This window comes from Nocardioides sp., from assembly GCF_036493135.1.
In the GTDB taxonomy this organism is placed as follows: Bacteria; Actinomycetota; Actinomycetes; order Propionibacteriales; family Nocardioidaceae; genus Nocardioides.
In genome coordinates, this window is sequence record NZ_DASXQG010000072.1 from 65,163 (window position 1) to 83,116 (window position 17,954).

19 protein-coding genes are annotated in these 17,954 nt (G+C 69.8%); 11 read left to right on the forward strand and 8 right to left on the reverse strand.

Annotated features, from left to right (window positions below; all coding sequences use genetic code 11):
• Window positions 1–10 precede the first annotated feature (10 nt).
• From VGJ24_RS13920 to VGJ24_RS13930, 3 genes are read right to left on the reverse strand one after another with little or no spacing between them, the layout of a single operon-like run.
• Window positions 11–442: a ribonuclease H gene (locus VGJ24_RS13920; protein WP_331501225.1), complete on the reverse strand. Its 432-nt coding sequence runs from the start codon at window positions 440–442 to the stop codon at window positions 11–13.
• Between the two features lie 32 nt (window positions 443–474).
• The gene (locus VGJ24_RS13925; protein ID WP_331501226.1) at window positions 475–1,956 is read right to left on the reverse strand and encodes a S10 family peptidase; all 1,482 of its coding nucleotides are present in this window, start codon (window positions 1,954–1,956) and stop codon (window positions 475–477) included.
• Window positions 1,953–2,525, reverse strand: a complete 573-nt coding sequence (locus VGJ24_RS13930) for a cob(I)yrinic acid a,c-diamide adenosyltransferase (RefSeq protein ID WP_331501227.1) — start codon at window positions 2,523–2,525, stop codon at window positions 1,953–1,955. The genes VGJ24_RS13925 and VGJ24_RS13930 overlap by 4 nt, the downstream gene beginning before the upstream one ends.
• 153 nt (window positions 2,526–2,678) lie before the next feature.
• Here VGJ24_RS13930 and VGJ24_RS13935 point away from each other — a divergent pair, with 153 nt between their 5' ends.
• The gene (locus VGJ24_RS13935; protein ID WP_331501228.1) at window positions 2,679–3,038 is read left to right on the forward strand and encodes an STAS domain-containing protein; all 360 of its coding nucleotides are present in this window, start codon (window positions 2,679–2,681) and stop codon (window positions 3,036–3,038) included.
• A 20-nt stretch (window positions 3,039–3,058) separates the two neighbouring features.
• Here the strand turns inward: VGJ24_RS13935 and VGJ24_RS13940 are convergent, their stop codons facing one another.
• Window positions 3,059–3,607, reverse strand: coding sequence for a hypothetical protein (locus VGJ24_RS13940; protein WP_331501229.1), 549 nt, complete (start codon window positions 3,605–3,607; stop codon window positions 3,059–3,061).
• A gap of 177 nt (window positions 3,608–3,784) precedes the next feature.
• On the opposite strand from VGJ24_RS13940, the gene VGJ24_RS13945 reads away from it, so the two are divergent.
• The 3 genes from VGJ24_RS13945 (at window position 3,785) to VGJ24_RS13955 (ending at window position 6,760) form a co-directional block, all read left to right on the forward strand.
• Entirely contained in the window at window positions 3,785–5,794 is a 2,010-nt protein-coding gene (locus VGJ24_RS13945; RefSeq protein WP_331501230.1) for a protein meaA, read from the forward strand.
• A 257-nt stretch (window positions 5,795–6,051) separates the two neighbouring features.
• Window positions 6,052–6,207 carry a hypothetical protein gene (locus tag VGJ24_RS13950; protein WP_331501231.1) on the forward strand — a complete coding sequence of 52 codons (156 nt, stop codon included), beginning with the start codon at window positions 6,052–6,054 and terminating at the stop codon, window positions 6,205–6,207.
• A 28-nt stretch (window positions 6,208–6,235) separates the two neighbouring features.
• Entirely contained in the window at window positions 6,236–6,760 is a 525-nt protein-coding gene (locus tag VGJ24_RS13955; RefSeq protein WP_331501232.1) for a ferritin, read from the forward strand.
• A 117-nt stretch (window positions 6,761–6,877) separates the two neighbouring features.
• On the opposite strand, the gene VGJ24_RS13960 is transcribed toward VGJ24_RS13955, so the two are convergent.
• Window positions 6,878–7,597: a DUF952 domain-containing protein gene (locus VGJ24_RS13960; protein WP_331501233.1), complete on the reverse strand. Its 720-nt coding sequence runs from the start codon at window positions 7,595–7,597 to the stop codon at window positions 6,878–6,880.
• Window positions 7,598–7,702: 105 nt separating this feature from the next.
• On the opposite strand from VGJ24_RS13960, the gene VGJ24_RS13965 reads away from it, so the two are divergent.
• Window positions 7,703–8,290 carry a histidine phosphatase family protein gene (locus VGJ24_RS13965; RefSeq protein WP_331501234.1) on the forward strand — a complete coding sequence of 196 codons (588 nt, stop codon included), beginning with the start codon at window positions 7,703–7,705 and terminating at the stop codon, window positions 8,288–8,290.
• Here the strand turns inward: VGJ24_RS13965 and VGJ24_RS13970 are convergent, their stop codons facing one another.
• On the reverse strand, window positions 8,291–8,905 hold the full coding sequence (locus VGJ24_RS13970; RefSeq protein ID WP_331501235.1) for a TetR/AcrR family transcriptional regulator: 615 nt from the start codon (window positions 8,903–8,905) through the stop codon (window positions 8,291–8,293).
• A 94-nt stretch (window positions 8,906–8,999) separates the two neighbouring features.
• Between VGJ24_RS13970 and VGJ24_RS13975 the strand changes: the two genes are divergently transcribed.
• The 3 genes from VGJ24_RS13975 to VGJ24_RS13985 are packed head-to-tail and all read left to right on the forward strand — an operon-like array spanning window position 9,000 to window position 12,183.
• Window positions 9,000–10,562, forward strand: coding sequence for an MFS transporter (locus tag VGJ24_RS13975; RefSeq protein ID WP_331501236.1), 1,563 nt, complete (start codon window positions 9,000–9,002; stop codon window positions 10,560–10,562).
• 59 nt (window positions 10,563–10,621) lie between these two features.
• Entirely contained in the window at window positions 10,622–11,524 is a 903-nt protein-coding gene (locus VGJ24_RS13980; RefSeq protein WP_331501237.1) for a slipin family protein, read from the forward strand.
• Between the two features lie 50 nt (window positions 11,525–11,574).
• Window positions 11,575–12,183 (forward strand): exonuclease domain-containing protein, encoded by a 609-nt coding sequence (locus tag VGJ24_RS13985; RefSeq protein WP_331501238.1) that lies wholly within the window; start codon window positions 11,575–11,577, stop codon window positions 12,181–12,183.
• A 124-nt stretch (window positions 12,184–12,307) separates the two neighbouring features.
• Here VGJ24_RS13985 and nucS read toward each other — a convergent pair whose 3' ends face one another.
• Window positions 12,308–12,997 carry an endonuclease NucS gene (nucS, locus tag VGJ24_RS13990; RefSeq protein ID WP_331501239.1) on the reverse strand — a complete coding sequence of 230 codons (690 nt, stop codon included), beginning with the start codon at window positions 12,995–12,997 and terminating at the stop codon, window positions 12,308–12,310.
• A gap of 51 nt (window positions 12,998–13,048) precedes the next feature.
• Between nucS and VGJ24_RS13995 the strand changes: the two genes are divergently transcribed.
• Window positions 13,049–13,981 (forward strand): FAD-dependent oxidoreductase, encoded by a 933-nt coding sequence (locus VGJ24_RS13995; RefSeq protein WP_331501240.1) that lies wholly within the window; start codon window positions 13,049–13,051, stop codon window positions 13,979–13,981.
• Between the two features lie 31 nt (window positions 13,982–14,012).
• On the opposite strand, the gene VGJ24_RS14000 is transcribed toward VGJ24_RS13995, so the two are convergent.
• Window positions 14,013–15,779, reverse strand: coding sequence for an ABC transporter substrate-binding protein (locus VGJ24_RS14000; RefSeq protein ID WP_331501241.1), 1,767 nt, complete (start codon window positions 15,777–15,779; stop codon window positions 14,013–14,015).
• Window positions 15,780–15,980: 201 nt separating this feature from the next.
• Here VGJ24_RS14000 and VGJ24_RS14005 point away from each other — a divergent pair, with 201 nt between their 5' ends.
• Window positions 15,981–17,801: a 3-hydroxybutyryl-CoA dehydrogenase gene (locus tag VGJ24_RS14005; protein WP_331501242.1), complete on the forward strand. Its 1,821-nt coding sequence runs from the start codon at window positions 15,981–15,983 to the stop codon at window positions 17,799–17,801.
• A complete protein-coding gene (locus VGJ24_RS14010) occupies window positions 17,802–17,924 on the forward strand; it encodes a hypothetical protein (protein WP_331501243.1) in 123 nt (40 codons plus the stop codon).
• Window positions 17,925–17,954: the final 30 nt, after the last annotated feature.

Below are 17,954 nucleotides of genomic sequence, written 5' to 3' on the forward strand. Positions count from 1 at the left end.
TGGGCGAACGCTACCCGCGCTGACTCGCCTCCACCGCGAGCTGGTCGACGAAGTCGTTCATCTCGTGACCGGAGTGGCCCTTCACCCAGTGGAAGGCGATGTCGCCTCGCTCGGTGACCGCCGCGATCAGCGGCTCCCAGAGGTCGCGGTTGGCGACCGGCTTCTTCGCCGAGGTCAGCCAGCCGCGGGAGAGCCAGCCCTCCCACCAGCGGTCGCGGAAGCAGTTCACGACGTACGTCGAGTCGCTGACCACGAGGAGAGGTCCCTCGAGGGCGGTGACCGCCTCGAGCGCGGCGCGGATCTCCATGCGCTGGTTCGTGCTGACCGGCTCGGCGCCCGAGGCGTACGTCGTGCGGTCGACCGCCCACGCCCAGCCGCCGGGTCCGGGGTTGCCGGAGCATGCGCCGTCGGTGAACACGGAGACGGCGCCCGGAGGCGCCATCATCGGCTCCGGACGAGGCCGAGGGGCCACGCTCAGCCCCGCTCGACGAAGGCGGCGATCGAGGCCGCCTCGCGCTTCCGAGAGGGCTCGTGGAGGTAGGGCATGTGACCCGTCTCGAAGTACTCGTGCTCGATCCGATCGAAGGCGGCATCCGGGAGGCGGAGGTGGGCGACCATGTTCTCCGCCGCGTGGTACGGCGTGGCCAGGTCGTAGTAGCCGTACTCGATCCGCACCCGCAGGTGGGGGTTGGCCCGCATCACCCGCTCCAGCTTGTCGGCGACGAAGATCGGCTTTCCCTCGAACTCTTTGAACGACCAGTGCTTGATCGACGTGGCATGCACCTCGTAGGGGAGGTCCTGGCGGCTGCCGAGCTCGCCGCGCAGGTAGTGGTGCAGAGCCGCGGAGTACGGCGCCTCGATCGCGTCCATGGACGGGTCGTGGTCCATGTTCTCCGCGATGGCCGAGTACAGCGGGCCGATGAAACGGCCGTCGATCCGGCCGACGGTCATTCCTCGGTCGCGTAGCAGCTCGGTGCAGAAGCGCCAGTGCTCGACCCGCAGGTCGGTGCGGTCGACGTACTCCTCGGAGAGCCCCGTCAGCCGGGCCAGCGTGCGCACGATCGAGGTGCGCTCCTTGGCCGGCAGCCGGCGCCCCGCGGCAAGCGCGAGCCGGTACGAGCCGGCCGAGAACGCTTCGGCCTCGGCCCGGAGCTTGGCCGCCCGGCCCTTGACCTTGCCGTGGTAGTGCGCGATCGAGGTGTACGTCGGGAGGAAGTTCAGGCACGACTCGTCGGCCCGGTGGTGCTCGAAGTCCTGGCTGCCGAAGTCGAGCACGCTCGAGACCAGCACCAGGCCGTTGAGCCCCATCGCGTGTCGCGAGGCCAATCGCTCGGCGACGGCCACCGCACGCACGGTGCCGTACGACTCGCCGATGATGAACTTCGGCGACATCCAGCGGTCCTCACGGGTGCACCACAGCCGGATCAGCTCGGTGACCTGCTCCACGTCCTGGGCGAAGCCGTGATAGCGCCTGGGCTTGCCACCCTCGACGGCGCGCGTGTGGCCGGTCGACATCGGGTCGATGAAGACCAGGTCGGAGGCCGCGAGCAGCGTCTCGGCGTTGTCGACCAGGCGGTACGGCGGCGGGTGCGGCGCGGTCACGTCGCCGACGTCGACCCTGCGCGGCCCGAGCAGGCCCATGTGCAGCCAGACGGACGACGAGCCCGGGCCGCCGTTGAAGACGAACGTGATCGGGCGGGTGGTGACGTCGGTGTCGTCGAGCGTGTACGCCGTCACCGACATCTCGGCGCGGGCCTTCCAGCCCTGGAAGACGCCCTTCTTGAGCTCCTCCTCGCGGAGCACCACCCGTCCGGTCCGCGCGGTGTAGCGCAGCTCGCCGCGCCGCAGCCGCAGGGAGTGCGTGGTCGAGACGAGCTCGTCGACCGGATCCGGCTTCGGCGCCGTGCCGGCTCCGTCGGTCGAGGCTGTCGAGCCCCCGGGCGTCTGACCCGTCACGAGCGCTCCCCTCCCGGCACCCAGAGCACGTCGCCGTGCTCGCGGTTCGCGTAGCGGGCCAGGATGAACACCAGGTCGGAGAGGCGGTTGAGGTACCGGATCGCGATCGGGTTCATGGTCTCGGCGTGCACGTCGTACGCCGCCCACGCCGAGCGCTCGGCCCGACGGATGACCGTCCGTGCCATGTGCAGCTGGGCCGCGGTCGGAGTGCCGCCGGACAGGATGAACGACCGAAGCTTGGGTAGGTCGGCGTTGTACTCGTCGCACCAGCCCTCGAGCCGGTCGACGTACTCCTGCGTGATCCGCAGCGGCGGGAACTCCGGGTTCTCCACGATCGGCGTGCAGAAGTCCGCGCCGACGTCGAAGAGGTCGTTCTGGACATGTATCAGAACATCCCGGACCGGCTCCTCGAGGTCATGAGCAAGTGCCACCCCCAGCTGGGCGTTCGCCTCGTCGACGTCTGCATAGGCGTGGAGTCGGGGGTCGTTCTTCGACGTCGTGCTCAGGTCACCGAGCCGGGTCGTGCCCGCGTCACCCGTGCGGGTGTAGATCCGCGTCAGGTTCACCATGACTCTGAAGCGTAGTGCGCGACGGCCGCACGGGGATTCGCCCCGCTCCGGCGCAAACCTCCGCTTGGGTCAGCGCGTCATAGTGGATACAGGAACGTTGCTCAGAGAGCACCAATGCCGGGGACTCGGGTCCGCGGAGGACGGAGCAGATCGATGAGCCGGACCACACGCCTCACCACGAGGACGGGGATCGGGGGACGGACGATGGAAATTGTCCACGACGGGCACACGCTATGGCTCAGCGGCGACTTCGACGTGCGGAGCACGATGGACGTCCGCAACGCCATCCACGAGCATCTCGATGGCTACGACAGCGACCTGACCATCGATTTCACCGACGTCGACACCCTCGACGTCACCGCGGCGCGGGTACTGGCCTACGCCACCATCGAGGCCGGCCGCGCCGGACAGCACCTGCGTGTGCGCGGTTGCGGGCCCGCCGTACGCCGGATGCTCCAGCTCTCGCGACTGGCCCGGTTCATCGAGGTCGAGCGGGCGGCCGCGAGCGCCTGAGCCGTCTGGTCAGGGTCGGGTCAGAGGTTGGTGGACGCGCTGCCGGTGGCCGACTGCACGCCGGTGGCCGAGGCGATGGCCGAGATGTCAGCGTTGCCACTCGAGTTGTTCTTCAACGGCACCTTGTAGCTCAGCTGCGGTGTCGACTGAGACGCCGCCAGGCTGCCGACCCAGACGAAGCTGTAGATCCAGCCACCATTGGTCTTCGTGACCGAGCCGGAGGTCCAGCCTGTGCCGGTGACCGCCTGCGGGGCGTCGCCGTCGACGCGGGCGTCGGAGTAGGTGACGAAGAGGGACAGGCTCGTCAGCGTCGGGCCGCCGGCGGTGTAGGCGTTCTGCACCTGGACCTGCGACTGGAGCGACGTCGGCTTGCCCTTGTCGTCGTAGTCGGCCCCGAAGAGGTTCAACGTGTCGAACCGCAGCGTCCCCTTCGTGGGGCCCGAGACGGCAGCGAAGGCCGGCGCTGCGGTCGCCAGGGTCACGACCGGGACGGTCCAGACCCCGGCCCGGACGACGCTGCGACGATCGATGCCTCGGCGCGCGGGCACCGGTGTGTGCTGCTCGTTCATGAGTTCCCCCGCTCAGGCGCGGGCCCCCACCCGCGGATGCCTCCACTGTAGGGATCGGGGCGCGATCCCGCGGGAGAATCGACCGGTCCGGACCGATCCCACCGTGTGCAGTAGCGCACGTGAGGAATAGCCCACAGATGCGGGCGGGCCGTCGTTCGCCGGACCTACCCTCGGCTCATGCCCGCCAAGGACCGTCCCTGGGTCATGCGCACGTACGCCGGCCACTCGACCGCTGCGGCGTCCAACGCGCTGTACCGCACCAACCTGGCCAAGGGCCAGACCGGTCTCTCGGTGGCGTTCGACCTGCCGACGCAGACCGGCTACGACCCCGACCACCCCCTGAGCAAGGGCGAGGTCGGCAAGGTCGGTGTCCCGATCCCGCACCTGGGGGAGATGCGACGACTCTTCGAGGACATCCCGCTCACCGAGATGAACACCTCGATGACGATCAACGCGACCGCGATGTGGCTGCTGGCGCTCTACCAGGTGGTCGCCGAGGAGCAGAACCCCGGCGTCGATGCACGCGAAGTGGCCCACCAGCTCGACGGCACCACCCAGAACGACATCGTCAAGGAGTATCTCTCCCGCGGCACCTACGTCTTCCCTCCCGAGCACTCCCTGCGCCTGATCTCGGACGTGATCGCCTACACCGTCCACGAGATCCCGAGCTGGAACCCGATCAACATCTGCAGCTACCACCTGCAGGAGGCCGGCGCGACGCCGACCCAGGAGCTCGCCTACGCGCTGTGCACCGCGATCGCCGTCCTCGACGCGGTCAAGGCGTCGGGCCAGGTGTCACAGGAGGACTTCGGCACGGTCGTCGGCCGCATCTCGTTCTTCGTCAACGCCGGTGTCCGGTTCGTGGAGGAGATGTGCAAGATGCGGGCGTTCGTCCAGCTCTGGGACGAGATCACCCGTGACCGGTACGGCGTCGACGATCCGAAGATGCGCCGCTTCCGGTACGGCGTACAGGTCAACAGCCTCGGCCTGACCGAGGCCCAACCGGAGAACAACGTGCCGCGGATCGTGCTGGAGATGCTGGGCGTGACGCTCTCCAAGGACGCCCGCGCGCGCGCCGTACAGCTGCCGGCGTGGAACGAGGCGCTCGGCCTGCCGAGGCCCTGGGACCAGCAGTGGTCGCTGCGGCTCCAGCAGGTGCTGGCCTTCGAGTCCGACCTGCTGGAGTACGACGACCTGTTCGCCGGCTCGCACGTGGTCGAGGGCAAGGTCGCCGAGCTGGTCGAGAGCGCGAGGGCGGAGATCGACCGCGTCCAGGCGATGGGCGGAGCGATCGGTGCCGTCGAGTCCGGCTACATGAAACAGGAACTGGTGTCGTCGCACGCCGTCCGCCGTGCCCGGATCGAGTCCGGCGAGGAGATCGTGGTCGGTGTGAACAGGTTCGAGACCACCGAGCCGTCGCCTCTCACCGCCGACCTCGATGCCGCGATCCAGGCCGCCGATCCCGAGGCCGAGCGGGCCGCGATCGAGAGCGTCCGCGCCTGGAAGGAGCAGCGCGACGAGGCCGCGGTCGCCGAGGCCCTGGCCCGGCTGGCGGCCGATGCGAAGACCGACGCAAACCTGATGACCGCCACCCTCGCCGCCGCGCGGGCTGGTGCGACGACGGGGGAGTGGGCGGGGACCCTGCGCGGGGTGTTCGGCGAGTTCCGGGCACCGACCGGGGTGAGCGGTGCCGTCGGCGCTTCGTCAACGGTCGGCTCGGCGGGTGAGGAGCTGGCCGAGGTACGCCGCCGCGTGCGCGAGACCGGGGACGAGCTGGGTGGCCGGCTGCGACTCCTGGTCGGCAAGCCGGGCCTCGACGGTCACTCGAACGGCGCCGAGCAGGTCGCCGTACGAGCTCGCGATGCGGGCTTCGAGGTGGTCTACCAGGGCATCCGGCTCACCCCCGAGCAGATCGTCTCGGCCGCGGTGGCCGAGGACGTGCACTGCGTCGGGCTGTCGATCCTCAGCGGATCCCACATGGAGCTGGTGCCGGCGGTCCTGGTGGCGTTGGAGGAGTCCGGCATCGGTGACGTCCCGGTGGTCGTCGGCGGGATCATCCCCGACGCCGACGCCCGCCGGTTGATCGACGCCGGCGTGGCGGCGGTGTACACGCCGAAGGACTTCGGGCTGACCGAGATCATGGACGGGATCGTCGACGTGATCCGCGAGGCGAACGACCTCGACTGATCCGCATCCTCTTCCGGAGGCGACGCGTCAACCCGACGGCCCGGACGAGCGTCGGGCGGGGATGACAGCGCCGCGGGCCACGCCGGGGGACCCCACCGCACTCCCGCGCGACCTGGCATCAGATCGCCCGCTACCACGCCGCGGGAGGTTTCATCCACGGTGGCGCGTCGCGGATCGAGATGACCGGCCGGTGGAGCATGTGCCTGCCCGGGCAGTCGGAGTTAGGTAAGCCTCACCTGATTGGCTAGAGTGCGCGCGTGTCCAAGAAGACCAAGGGCAAGAAGAAGAAGCCCAAGGCCAAGTGCTGCGTGAGCGACACGCGCTGCCAGCGCTGTCCCATCCGCATGCTCAAGGAGGGCACGCTGCCGCAGGGCTATACGGTCAAGAAGCGCAAGCTGGTCAAGGCCGCCTGAGATCCCTGTCGATCACCGAGGAGTTCCCGTGCCTGCACCCCGTTTCGTCGAGCGTCTCAACGAGCAGGTGGGCCACGAGCTGGCCGCTCACAACCAGTACCTCGCCTGCGCGATCCACTACGACGGGCTGACGTTGCCGCAGATGGCGGCGTACTTCTACACCCAGGCGCTCGAGGAGCGCAGCCACGCGCTGATGATGGTGCAGTACCTCCTCGACACCGACTCCGAGGTCGCCATCCCGACGATTGCGGCGCCGGTCTCCTCGTTCGACGGCGTCGTCGCGCCGGTCGAGCTGGCGCTGGAGCAGGAAAACCGGGTGACCACCCAGGTCAGCGAGCTGCTCGTGATCGCGCGCGACGAGTCCGACTTCGCCTCCGAGCAGTTCCTGCAGTGGTTCATCAAGGAGCAGGTCGAGGAGGTCGCATCCATGAGCGACCTGCTCGCCGTCGTACGCCGCAACGCCGACGTCGTGGAGAACATCGAGGAGTACGTCGCGCGTGAGGGCGGCCTCGAGGGCGACGACCCCTCGGCGCCCAGGGCCGCCGGAGGCTGACCTCCCGCCGAGTCGTCATCTGACGGGTCAGCGCCCTGAGGCTGCGCGCTTCTGACGGGTCAGCGTTAGGAGCGGCGATCCGAGCTGGGCTGGGAGCCGGTCGAGCAGTCGGCCTGACTACTCGCCGGCCAGCTCACCCGCCTGCGCCGCCTGGTGGCGCACCCACTCGCCGTACCCGAGGGCGAAGACGGAAGGGACCGCGAGGACCGCCAGCAAGGACCAGAGCACGAAGGAGACTCCTTCCGGGAGGTGGCCGTCGTCCGTGCGGGACTGCGCGATGACCGCACAGACGAACGCGGTCAGCGCGGCCGTCGCCAGCACGAGCGTCAGACCACGGAACGCCATCGTGATCGTGGGGAGCGGAGGACGCGGCGCGCGGCTGGCCCCGAGGTCGATGGTCGGCATCCGCGCCGGTCGCCAGGCGACGACGGCGTCGGTCGGGATCGGGCCGTACACGTGCGGGTACGTCGCGTCGCCGACCGGCTCCTCCCGGACCTCGGCGTCGAGCAGGTCGCTCTCGATCTCCAGGACCAGCAGCGGCTCGGCCACATCGGCGTAGTACCGGTCCCGCACGGTGGGTACCTGGTCGTGGTACGCCGCGTGGATGAAGCCCTCCTGCTCGAGCGTGCGCCCGTACGTCGACGTCGTGTACGTCCCGGTGTCCTGCGCCTGCTTCCAGTCGGGCAGCGTGGCGACGTGGTAGATCCGCATGCTGGGCATCCTGCCCCGCGGACGGCTCAGGCGGCCACACCCACGGGTCAGGTAGAGCGTCTCGAACGTGAACGCCCACAGGTAGGCGACGGAGTACGTCGGGTTGGCCGCCAGGCGCGAGCGCATGAGGTGGCCGAGTGGGAATGCCGACAGGGCGCCGGTACCCGGGCCGTGCGGCGCGTTCCCGACGGGGCGGGACGAAGCTCGTGGTCCCCTGGCTAGGTTGGTGGTGTGAGCGACGTGCACTGCCCGGCCCGGATCATCGTGGCCCGGCACGGGGAGGCGGAGTACGAGACGCCCGAGATGAACGCGACGGGCGGCAGCCTGACCATGCTCGGTCGCAAGCAGGCACGTGACCTGGGCGAGCGGCTGGGCTCGGAGAAGGTTGCGGCGGTGATGTGCAGCGAGCTGTCGCGCGCGGTGCAGACCGCGGAGATCGCGGCCGGCGTGCTCGGGTTGCCGGTGCGGGTGCGCGAGCGGCTCCACGAGTTCCCGGCCGGCGACTACCTGGGACATCCCTACGAGCACGGCTTCTTCGACGGGATGGTCCGGGCCTGGCTCGCCGGTGACCTGTCGCGCGGGGTCCCCGGCGGGGAGACCGGACGAGAGACGGCCGATCGGGTGCTCGGCGTGCTCGAGGACGTCGCCGACCAGTTCCGCGGGGAGACGGTCCTCGTGGTGACCCACGGCGGCGTGATGCTCGCGCTCTGGGGCGCGATCGCGCCCGGGTCTCCCGACGCACCGGCCAGCGACGGCGTCCTCAACGGCTCGGCGTACGTCTTCGAGAACGACGCCGATGGGTGGCGCGTGGCGGGCTGACTACCCGAGCAGCCCGCGGTGCACGACGTCGAGCACCGACTCGAGCACCTGATCTCGGAACATGGCCGGTACGTCGCGCAGTGGGCCGTGCACGTGGAGCTCGGCATAGCCGTGGACGGCTGCCCAGCACGCCACGTCGGCGCCCTGGCGGCGTTCGGATGAGAGCGCGCCGACGTCGACCAGCTCGTCGAGCACGGCGTTCAGGAGGCCGTACGGGCCGGCCCGGGTCGCCGCGTCGTGCTCGTCGGCCGTCACCCCGGCGCTGAACGCGACCTCGAACAGGCCGGGCTCGCGGATCGCGAAGTCGACGTAGGCGCGCCCGGTCTCGCGGAGCCGCTCGACGGCTCGCGCCACCGGGTCGTCGATCGCCACCGCCTCGATGCGCGTCCTCATCGCCTGCTCGAGGTCGGCCATCGCACGGTCGGAGACCTCGCAGAGGAGGGCGGCGCGGTCGTCGAAGTGGCGGTACGCCGCGTTGTGCGAGACCCCGGCGCGGCGCGCGACCTCGCGCAGCACGACCCCGTCCGGACCGGTGGTGCGGGCGAGCTCGACCGCGGTGTCGACCAGGACGGGTCGCAGGTTCCCGTGGTGGTACGGCTGGATGCGATCCCTCACGGATCCAGGGTAATGGATGTTGACACTGGTTACATCCCGTCGTACCGTGATGTTGTCAGCGTCCACATGGGATTCGAGAACCGCGGAGATACAGATGAGCAGCTCGCTGAGGGAGCGGACCGCGCCCCACCAGACCGTTCGCAAGGGGTGGGTCCTGGCCACGGTGTGCGCGGCCGTGCTCGCGATCAACCTCGACACCACGATCGTCAACGTCGCCCTGCCGTCGATCTCGCGTGAGCTCTCGGCGGGCACCCGCCAGCTCCAGTGGGTCGTCGACGGCTACAACCTCGCCTTTGCCGGGCTCGTCCTGGCGGCGGGCAGCCTGTCGGACCGGTTCGGGAGGCGTCCGGCCCTGATCACCGGCCTGGTCGGCTTCGCCGCGGCGAGCGCCGTCGGTGCGCTGGTCACGTCGGCGGAGGCGCTGGTGGCCGCTCGCTTCGTGATGGGCGCTTTCGCTGCCCTGATCTTCCCGACGACCCTGTCGATCATCAGCAACACGTTCCGTGAGCGCCGCGAGCGCGCGACGGCGCTCGGCATCTGGGGTGCGGTCGTCGGGCTCGGCGTCGCGGCCGGTCCGGTCACCGGCGGCGTGCTGCTCGAGCACTTCTACTGGGGCAGCGTCTTCTGGGCGCTGGTCCCGCTCGCGCTGGTGACGTCCGTCGCGGCGTACGCCCTGATCCCCGAGTCGCGCGACCCATCGGTGCCGCCGCTCGACCTGCCCGGCCTGGGACTGTCGGTGGCGATGCTGGCCACGCTCACCTACACCATCATCGAGGCGCCCGCGCACGGCTGGAGGTCGGCCGAGACCTTGGGCGGGTTCGCGATCGCGGCGATGCTGCTGGGCGCCTTCGTGCTGCGCGAGCGTCGCACGACGCACCCGATGCTGGACGTCTCGCTGTTCCGCGACCGCCGGTTCAGCGCCGCCAGCGGAGCCGTCACGATCACGTTCTTCGCGCTGTTCGGGTTCATCTTCCTGGTGACCCAGTACTTCCAGTTCGTGCGCGGGTTCGGCGCGCTCTCGACGGGCGCGCGAATCCTGCCGGTCGCGTTGTCGATCGCGGTCGCCTCCGTCGTCGGCGCCGCCTTGGCGCCCCGGATCGGGACCAAGATCGTGGTGACCACCGGGATGGTGCTGTTCGGAGCGGCCTTCCTCTGGATCTCGACGTCCGGCGTCGCCACGCCGTACGCCACTGTGATCGTGCCGCAGATGGTGATGATGGGCCTCGGGATGGGACTGATCTCCACCCCGGCGACCGAGTCGATCCTGCTCGTACTGCCTCCGGCGCGGGCCGGCGTCGGGTCGGCGGTGAACGATGCGACCCGCGAGCTCGGCGGGACCCTCGGGGTGGCCGTGGTCGGCTCGATCTTCGCGTCGGTCTTCGGATCGCACCTCGCCTCGGGCGCGTTCGCGGCGCTGCCGGGCCCGGTGGTCTCTCGGGCGCAGGACTCGGTCGGGGTCGCTCAGGCGGTTGCCTTACGGGACCCACAGCTGCTGACGGCGTTCCACGACTCGTTTATGTCGGCCATGTCGACCGCCTGCGTGGTCGTCGGGCTGCTCTGCCTGGCCGGTGCGGTCGCCTCGGCGTTCCTGCTGCCGGGCCGGCTGCCCGCGCCGGCCGAGGAGGAGGTCGTCGAGTCCGAGTCGGTGGCCGCCTGAACGCCTCGCGGCCCCGGCGTACCCTTGGGAGGAAGTGGCGTGCCCGGTTGGGAGGCGACATGGACGTGGTGGCCCTGGTGTTCTTGGTCCTCCTCGCTCTCGGGGCCGTGATGTGGTTCGCGAGTGCTCGGGTGGTGAAGCAGATCGAGCGCGGGGTGGTCTTCAGGCTCGGTCGGGCTCAGAAGAGCGTGCGCCAGCCCGGCCTGACCGCTCTGGTCCCGTTCGTGGACCGGATGACGAAGGTCAACGTCCAGGTGATCACGCTTCCGGTGCCCGCCCAGGACGGCATCACCCGCGACAACGTGACCGTGAAGGTCGACGCTGTCGTCTACTTCCGGGTGACCGACCCCTGGCGCGCTGCCGTGGTCGTGGAGGACTACCGATTCGCGATCCTCCAGGTCGCCCAGACCTCGCTGCGGTCGATCATCGGGAAGAGCGAGATGGACGACCTGCTGTCCAACCGGGAGAAGCTCAACGAGGGGCTGGAGATCATGATGGACAGCCCCGCCGCCGGGTGGGGGGTGGACATCGACCGGGTCGAGATCAAGGACGTCGCGTTGCCTGAGTCGATGAAGCGCTCCATGTCGCGCCAGGCGGAGGCCGAGCGCGAGCGCCGCTCGCGCGTCATCACCGCCGACGGTGAGCTCCAGGCCTCGGAGAAGCTGGCCTCGGCCGCGCGCACGATGAGCGCCACCCCGGCCGCGCTGCAGCTGCGACTGCTGCAGACCATGGTCGAGGTGGCCGCCGAGAAGAACTCCACCCTCGTGCTGCCCTTCCCCGTCGAGATGCTCAGGTTCTTCGAGGCCGCGGCCAGTGGCGAGGCGTCCCTGCCGCACGCGGCCGCGGACGAGCCCGAGCTCCCCGCCGGCCCGCCGGAGCCGCGCTCCGAGCCCCTGCTGCGCGCGAACGGGTCCGGCCCCGCCCGGTCACGGGTGGAGCCGCGGGAGGCCGACGCGTCCTGAGTCGCAGCGGGACGGTGTCGCGTCCGACCCGTCTGGCAGGGTGGCGCCTCGTGACCGCCGACGCCGACGACGCGACGTACCTCGTGACCGACATCGAGGCGACCGGCTTCCGGCCGGGTCAGCACTCGATGCTCTCCTTCGCCACCGTGGCCGTCACGGCGACCGGCGAGGAACGCGGGCGCTTCGAGGCGGTACTCGCCGAGCTGCCCGGCAGCTCGTGGCATCCCGGCACCCGCGCGTGGTTCGAGAACGACGAGCCAGCGGCGTTGCTCGCGGCCACGACCGATCCGCGCGAGGCGGCCGAGGTGATCAATGACTTCGTGGCGTTCGTCCTCGATCTGCCGGGCCCGCGGATCTTCGCGGCCCACCCCGTGGCCTTCGACGGCTCGTGGATCGACTTCTACCTGCGTCGCTTCACCGACCACCAGCTGATCGACGGCATCTACGAGTCCGAGCCGCTCTTCCACGACACGCTCTGCCTCCGGTCGTACGCCGCGGCCGTCACCGGTCGATCCGTCCGCGAGGTGTCACCGGCCACCCTGCCCTCGGAGTGGTTCGGCGAGGTGCCCCACACCCATCGCGCGATCGACGACGCCCTCGGGTACGCCCACCTGCTCGTCGAGCTGTTCCAGCGCGCAGCCGGTGCGGTGGGCGCCTGAGCGCTCTCGGCCGGGGCTGCTCAAACGGCGCGATCGCGCGGTTGTGACAGCGGGTGGCCGCTCGCGGCTGTCATAACAGCGCGATCGCGCTACTTGGGCGGCCGCTCGTCACCGCCGACAGCATTCAGAACAAGCGATCGTCGGCGTTGTCCAAGCCCCGCAGGTTGTCGTAGTCGACGACGGCGCAGGAGATCCCGCGGTCGGTGGCCAGCACCCGCGCCTGCGGCTTGATCTCCTGGGCGGCGAAGATCCCGCGGACCGGTGCCAGGAGCGGGTCGCGGTTGAGCAGCTCGAGGTAGCGGGTGAGCTGCTCGACCCCGTCGATCTCGCCGCGGCGCTTGATCTCGACCGCCACCGAGGCGCCGTCGGCGTCGCGGCACATCAGGTCGACCGGGCCGATCGCGGTCGGGAACTCCCGGCGGACCAGCGTCAGGCCGTCGGCCAGGGTCGAGGGGTGCTCCGCCAGCAGCTCCTGGAGGTGCTTCTCGACTCCGTCCTTCTGCAGTCCGGGATCGATGCCGAGGTCGTGGGAGCTGTCGCTGAAGACCTCGTCGATCAGGATCTGCAGGGTGTCAGCCTGGCCCTGGGACGAGGACCGCGAGGTCACCGTCCACAGCACCGCGCCGTCCTCGGACGCGCCCTCCCGCAGCGTGCACGGCGGCGACATCCAGTTCAGCGGCTTGTAGGAGCCGCCGTCGGAGTGCACCAGCACGGACCCGTCGGCCTTGATCATCAGCACCCGGGTCGCCATCGGCAGGTGAGCCGTCAGGCGCCCGGCGTAGTCGATCTGGCAGCGAGCGACCACCAGCCTCATCGACGCAGCCTCACGGGCGGTGACCCTACCGGGTGGGGCAGACTCGGCCGCATGCCGGAGCGCCCGGATCGGATCGTCGTCGTCGGCGCTGGAGTCGTGGGTCTCAGCTGCGCACTGCGCCTGCTCGAGGCCGGGCACCGCGTCGACGTCCTGGCGCGCGATCTTCCCCTCGAGACGACATCCAGCGTGGCGGCCGCGATCTGGTACCCCTACCTCGCGTTCCCGCAGGACAAGGTGACGGCCTGGGGCAAGACGGCGTACGCCGAGTTCGCGCGGCTCGCCGCGCAGGGGGCCGACGGGGTCGCCATGCGCAGGGGCACCGAGCTGTTCCTCGAGAAGCCGGGCGATCCATGGTGGCTCGACGCCGTGCCGTCGCTGGACCGGGTCGACCCGCGCGCGCCGTACGTCGACGCGTGGACGTTCGTCACGCCGGTCGTGGACATGCCGCGCTACCTCAGCTGGCTCTCGGAGCGCGTCCTCGACGCGGGTGGAACCATCACCCGGATGGCCCTCGCGCGGCTCCCCGAGGCGCCGCTGGTCGTGAACTGTTCCGGTCTCGGATCACGCGCCCTCGCCGGCGACACCACGACGCGACCGGTGCGCGGGCAGGTGGTGGTGGTCGAGCAGTTCGGTCTCGACGAGTGGTGGCTGGCGGAGGAGGGGCCGGCGGGGGAGGTCCCGACGTACGTCATCCCGCGCACCGACGACGTCGTCCTCGGCGGCACCGACGAAGACGGCGACTGGAGCCGTTCGCCGTCACCCGAGGTCGCCGACGACATCCTGCGGCGAGCCGCCGCGCTCGTCCCCGACGTGGCGAGGGCGCGGATCCTGCGGCACAAGGTCGGGCTCCGCCCCGCTCGCCCGGAAGTGCGGCTGGAACGAGTCGGCGACGTGATCCACTGCTACGGCCACGGCGGCGCGGGCGTCACCCTGTCGTGGGGTTGTGCGGACGCGGTGACCGCCCTGGTCGGGGACCCTGCCTGAAGACGGACCAGGCCCCCGGACCAGAGTCAGGTCACCGACCCACCCACATCGTGTTCCAGGTGGGCATGCCCAGCGCACTGTCGTCGCTCATGCCCTTGACCTGTGACCCGTGCGCCATCACCACGCCGCCGTAGTACGTCGGGAACAGCGGGAAGTACTTCGTCATGACCTCCTTGTCGAGGTCGTTCCAGGCCTTCGGTTGCTGATCGAGCGGCAGCAGCTGGATCTGGTTGATCTGGTTGGCGACCGCCTTGCTGGAGAACACCGAGTAGTTCGCGCCCAACGAGCGGGTCTTCTCGGCGTCGGTGTCGGCATAGACCGTCGGCAGCCAGGTGCTGCCCGAGGGCCAGTCCGAGCACCAGCTGGCCGAGCGGACGTTGATGTCGGAGGTGGTCTTGCCTCGGTCGGCGACGTAGTTCGCGATCGTCGTCGGCACCGGCGTCGCCTTGAAGCCGGCCTGCCCGAGCGCCTTCACGATGGCGTCCTTGACCTTGACGCTGACCGGGTCGTCCGAGCGGAACAGGAACGTGATGTCGTAGCCCATCGCATTCGCCTGCTGCAGCAGCTCCTTGGCCTTGGCCGGGTCGGTCTGGAAGGGCTCGCGCCCCGTCACGTTGTACGGCGTACGGCCGGGGATGCCGGACGGCATCAGGTTGGTGGCGGGGACCGCCGTGACCCCCGGGATGTCGCCACCGGCCAGGATGGCGTTCTTGTAGGGGTATGCCCACGACAGCGCCTCACGGATGCGCTTGTCGGTGATCTTCCGGTTGTCCGGTCCCCAGTAGAACGTGCACGGCTGGCCGCCCAGGGTGAGCCGGTCGGAGGACTTCTCCTTCATCGTCTGGTAATCGGGGGCGAGCAGGTTGTCGTAGGTCAGCGTCGTCTGCCCGGACCCGGAGTCCGACATCACGATCTGGTCGATCTTCTCCGACGGCTGCTGGGTCTTGAAGTCGTAGCCGTCGGGGTACGCCGTCCGCGCCGGGTCGGTCTTCGGGTCCCAGTGCGGGTTGCGTTGCAGCACCAGCTCCTTCGCGGGACTGAACGACTTGATCATGTACGGCCCGGTCGAGAGGGGGTGGTTCTTGTAGGTCTTCGGGTCCGAGGCCTTGCCCAGTGGCACCGGGCCGTTGGCGGGGAAGGCGCCCCAGTAGGGCATGTCGGGGAAGGGCTTGTCCATGAAGATCGTCAGCTTGTCGCCGTTGACCTTCACGGCCGTGAACTTCTGGTTCGGGGCGGTGTAGGGGCCCTTGTACGACGAGCCGCCGCGGAAGTAGACGTTGGAGTAGTACTGACAGGGGCCGGTCGGGAAGGTCTCGGCGTCCATGCACCGCTGGATGGCCCAGGCGATGTTCTTCGCGGTCACCGGCGACCCGTCCTCGAACCTCACCCCGTCGCGGATCGTGAAGGTCCACTTCGTGTAGTCGTCGTTGTGCTGCCCGAGGTCGGTGGCGAGGTCGGGCACCAGCACCATCTGCTTGGACGTCGGGTCGTACTTGTACTGCGTCAGCGACCGGGTGATCAGCTGCCCGTCGATCGACATCGTGTCGAGGTAGTAGGCCTCGGCTGGGTCGATCGTCGTGGTGAGCCCGGTGTTGGTCAGCACCGTGACGATGCCGCCCTTCTGGGCTCCGTCGATGGTGACCGGACCCGTCGCGGTGGCATCCGTGCCGCTGCCGGTGTTGCCCAGCTGGCCGGTGTCGACCTCGCTGCCGGTGTCCGAGGACGACCCCGAACCGCCGCACGCGCCGAGGGCGAGCGCGGAGCCGGCGAGCAGGACGAGGAGGGGGGTGTGTCGCATCCGAGATCCGATCGACTCGGCCCCGGTCCGAGTTCCGGGGCGATGACCGTGACTCTAGGGGAGTCCCCGGTTCGGCGCCGGTCACGATCCGGTCACGACCCGTGGTATGCGTCATGGCGACCTGCGGTGCCCCTGTCGGCCCCAGACGGCTGTGGGCCACCTCGCGGTGGCCGCGTCGGGGTGCGTGGGAGGATGCGCCCCATGACGAGCAGTCCCACCGACGCCGCCGCGCCCGAGACGCAGACCAGCCGCGAGTTCACCACGATCGGAGTCGTCGGTCTCGGCACGATGGGTGCCGGCATCGCCGAGGTGTTCGCACGCAACGGGTTCTCCGTGGTCGGCGTCGAGGTGACCGACGAGGCCGTCGAACGCGGCCGCCAGCACCTCGAGCACTCCACCGGTCGCGCGGTCCAGCGCGGCAAGCTGAGCGAGGAGGACCAGGCCGAGCTGGTCGGCCGGGTCACGTTCACGACCAGCCTCAAGGACCTCGCGGACGCCGACTTCGTGGTCGAGGCGGTCGTGGAGTCGATCGACATCAAGAAGTCGATCTTCCGCGAGCTCGAGGGGATCGTGAAGCCGGAGACGATCCTTGCGACCAACACCTCGAGCCTCAGCGTCACCGAGATCTCGACCGCGAACCTCCATCCTGGCCGGGTCATCGGCGTCCACTTCTTCAACCCCGCCCCGGTGCAGAACCTGGTCGAGATCGTGCGCACGGTCGTCACCGAGGAGGAGGTGCTCGAGGACGTCAAGGGTCTGGTGGCCAGGCTCGGCAAGAGCCCGGTGATCTGCGGCGACCGGGCCGGCTTCATCGCCAACACGCTGCTGTTCGGCTACCTCAACCACGCGGCCTCGATGTTCGAGCAGCGGTTCGCGACGCGCGAGGACATCGACGCCGCGATGCGGTTCGGCTGCCGGTACCCGATGGGTCCGCTGGCCCTGCTCGACCTGATCGGCCTCGACACGGCGTACGAGATCCTGGACACGATGTACAAGCAGGGCCGCGACCGCCTGCACGCGCCGGCCCCGATCCTCAAGCAGCTGGTCACTGCCGGATTCCTCGGCCGCAAGACCGGCCGGGGGTTCTACGCCTACGAGGGCCCGGACAGCTCGTTGGTCGTCGCCGACGCCCACACGCCGGACGCCGAGCACCGGCCGCAGCTGAAGCGTCCGGTCCGCTCGGTCGGCGTCGTCGGCACGGGGACGATGGCCACAGGCATCGTCGAAGTCTTCGCCAAGGCCGGGTACGACGTGACGTACGCCGGGCGCTCGACCGCGAAGGTGGACGGCGTGCGTGGGGCGATCGAGCGCTCGCTCGACAAGGCGATCCAGCGCGGCAAGCTCGAGCAGGACGCCAAGGGCGAGATCCTCGGCCACCTGACCGGCACGACCAGTCTCGACGACCTCGGGACGGTCGATCTCGTCGTCGAGGCCGTGGCCGAGGACCTCGAGGTCAAGACCACGCTGTTCGAGAACCTCGACGAGATCTGCAAGCCCGGGGCGATCCTGGCCACCACGACCAGCAGCCTGCCGATCATCTCCTGCGCCACCGCCACCAAGCGGCCACAGGACGTCATCGGGATGCACTTCTTCAACCCCGCACCGGTGATGAAGCTGGTCGAGGTCGTCTCGACGGTCACCACGGCCGATGACGTGCACGAGACCGTGCTCGCGCTCTGCGCGACGCTGGACAAGGTGCCGGTGTCGTGCGGCGACCGGGCGGGCTTCATCGTGAACGCGCTGCTGTTCCCTTACCTCAACGACGCGGTGAAGATGCTCGAGGCGCACTACGCCACGGCCGACGACATCGACACCGCGATGAAGCTCGGCTGCGCCCTCCCGATGGGTCCGTTCGAGCTCCTCGACGTGGTGGGCAACGACGTGTCGCTGGCGATCCAGCGGGAGCTGTACCTCGAGTTCCGCGAGCCCGGCTTCGCCCCGGCGCCGCTGCTGGAGCACCTGGTCACGGCCGGCTACCTCGGTCGCAAGACCAAGCGCGGCTTCCGCGACTACACGTCCTGAGTGACGACCGTCCCATTCGGCGGAGCCGAGCAGACGGCCGCCCGAGCCGAGTCGCACCGGACCGGTCACGACGACAAGGGGACCCCGCTCGAGGCCGCCCTCAGGTCCGCCATCTGCTCCTGACGAGGGTCGACATGCGCCGGTCCTCCTAGG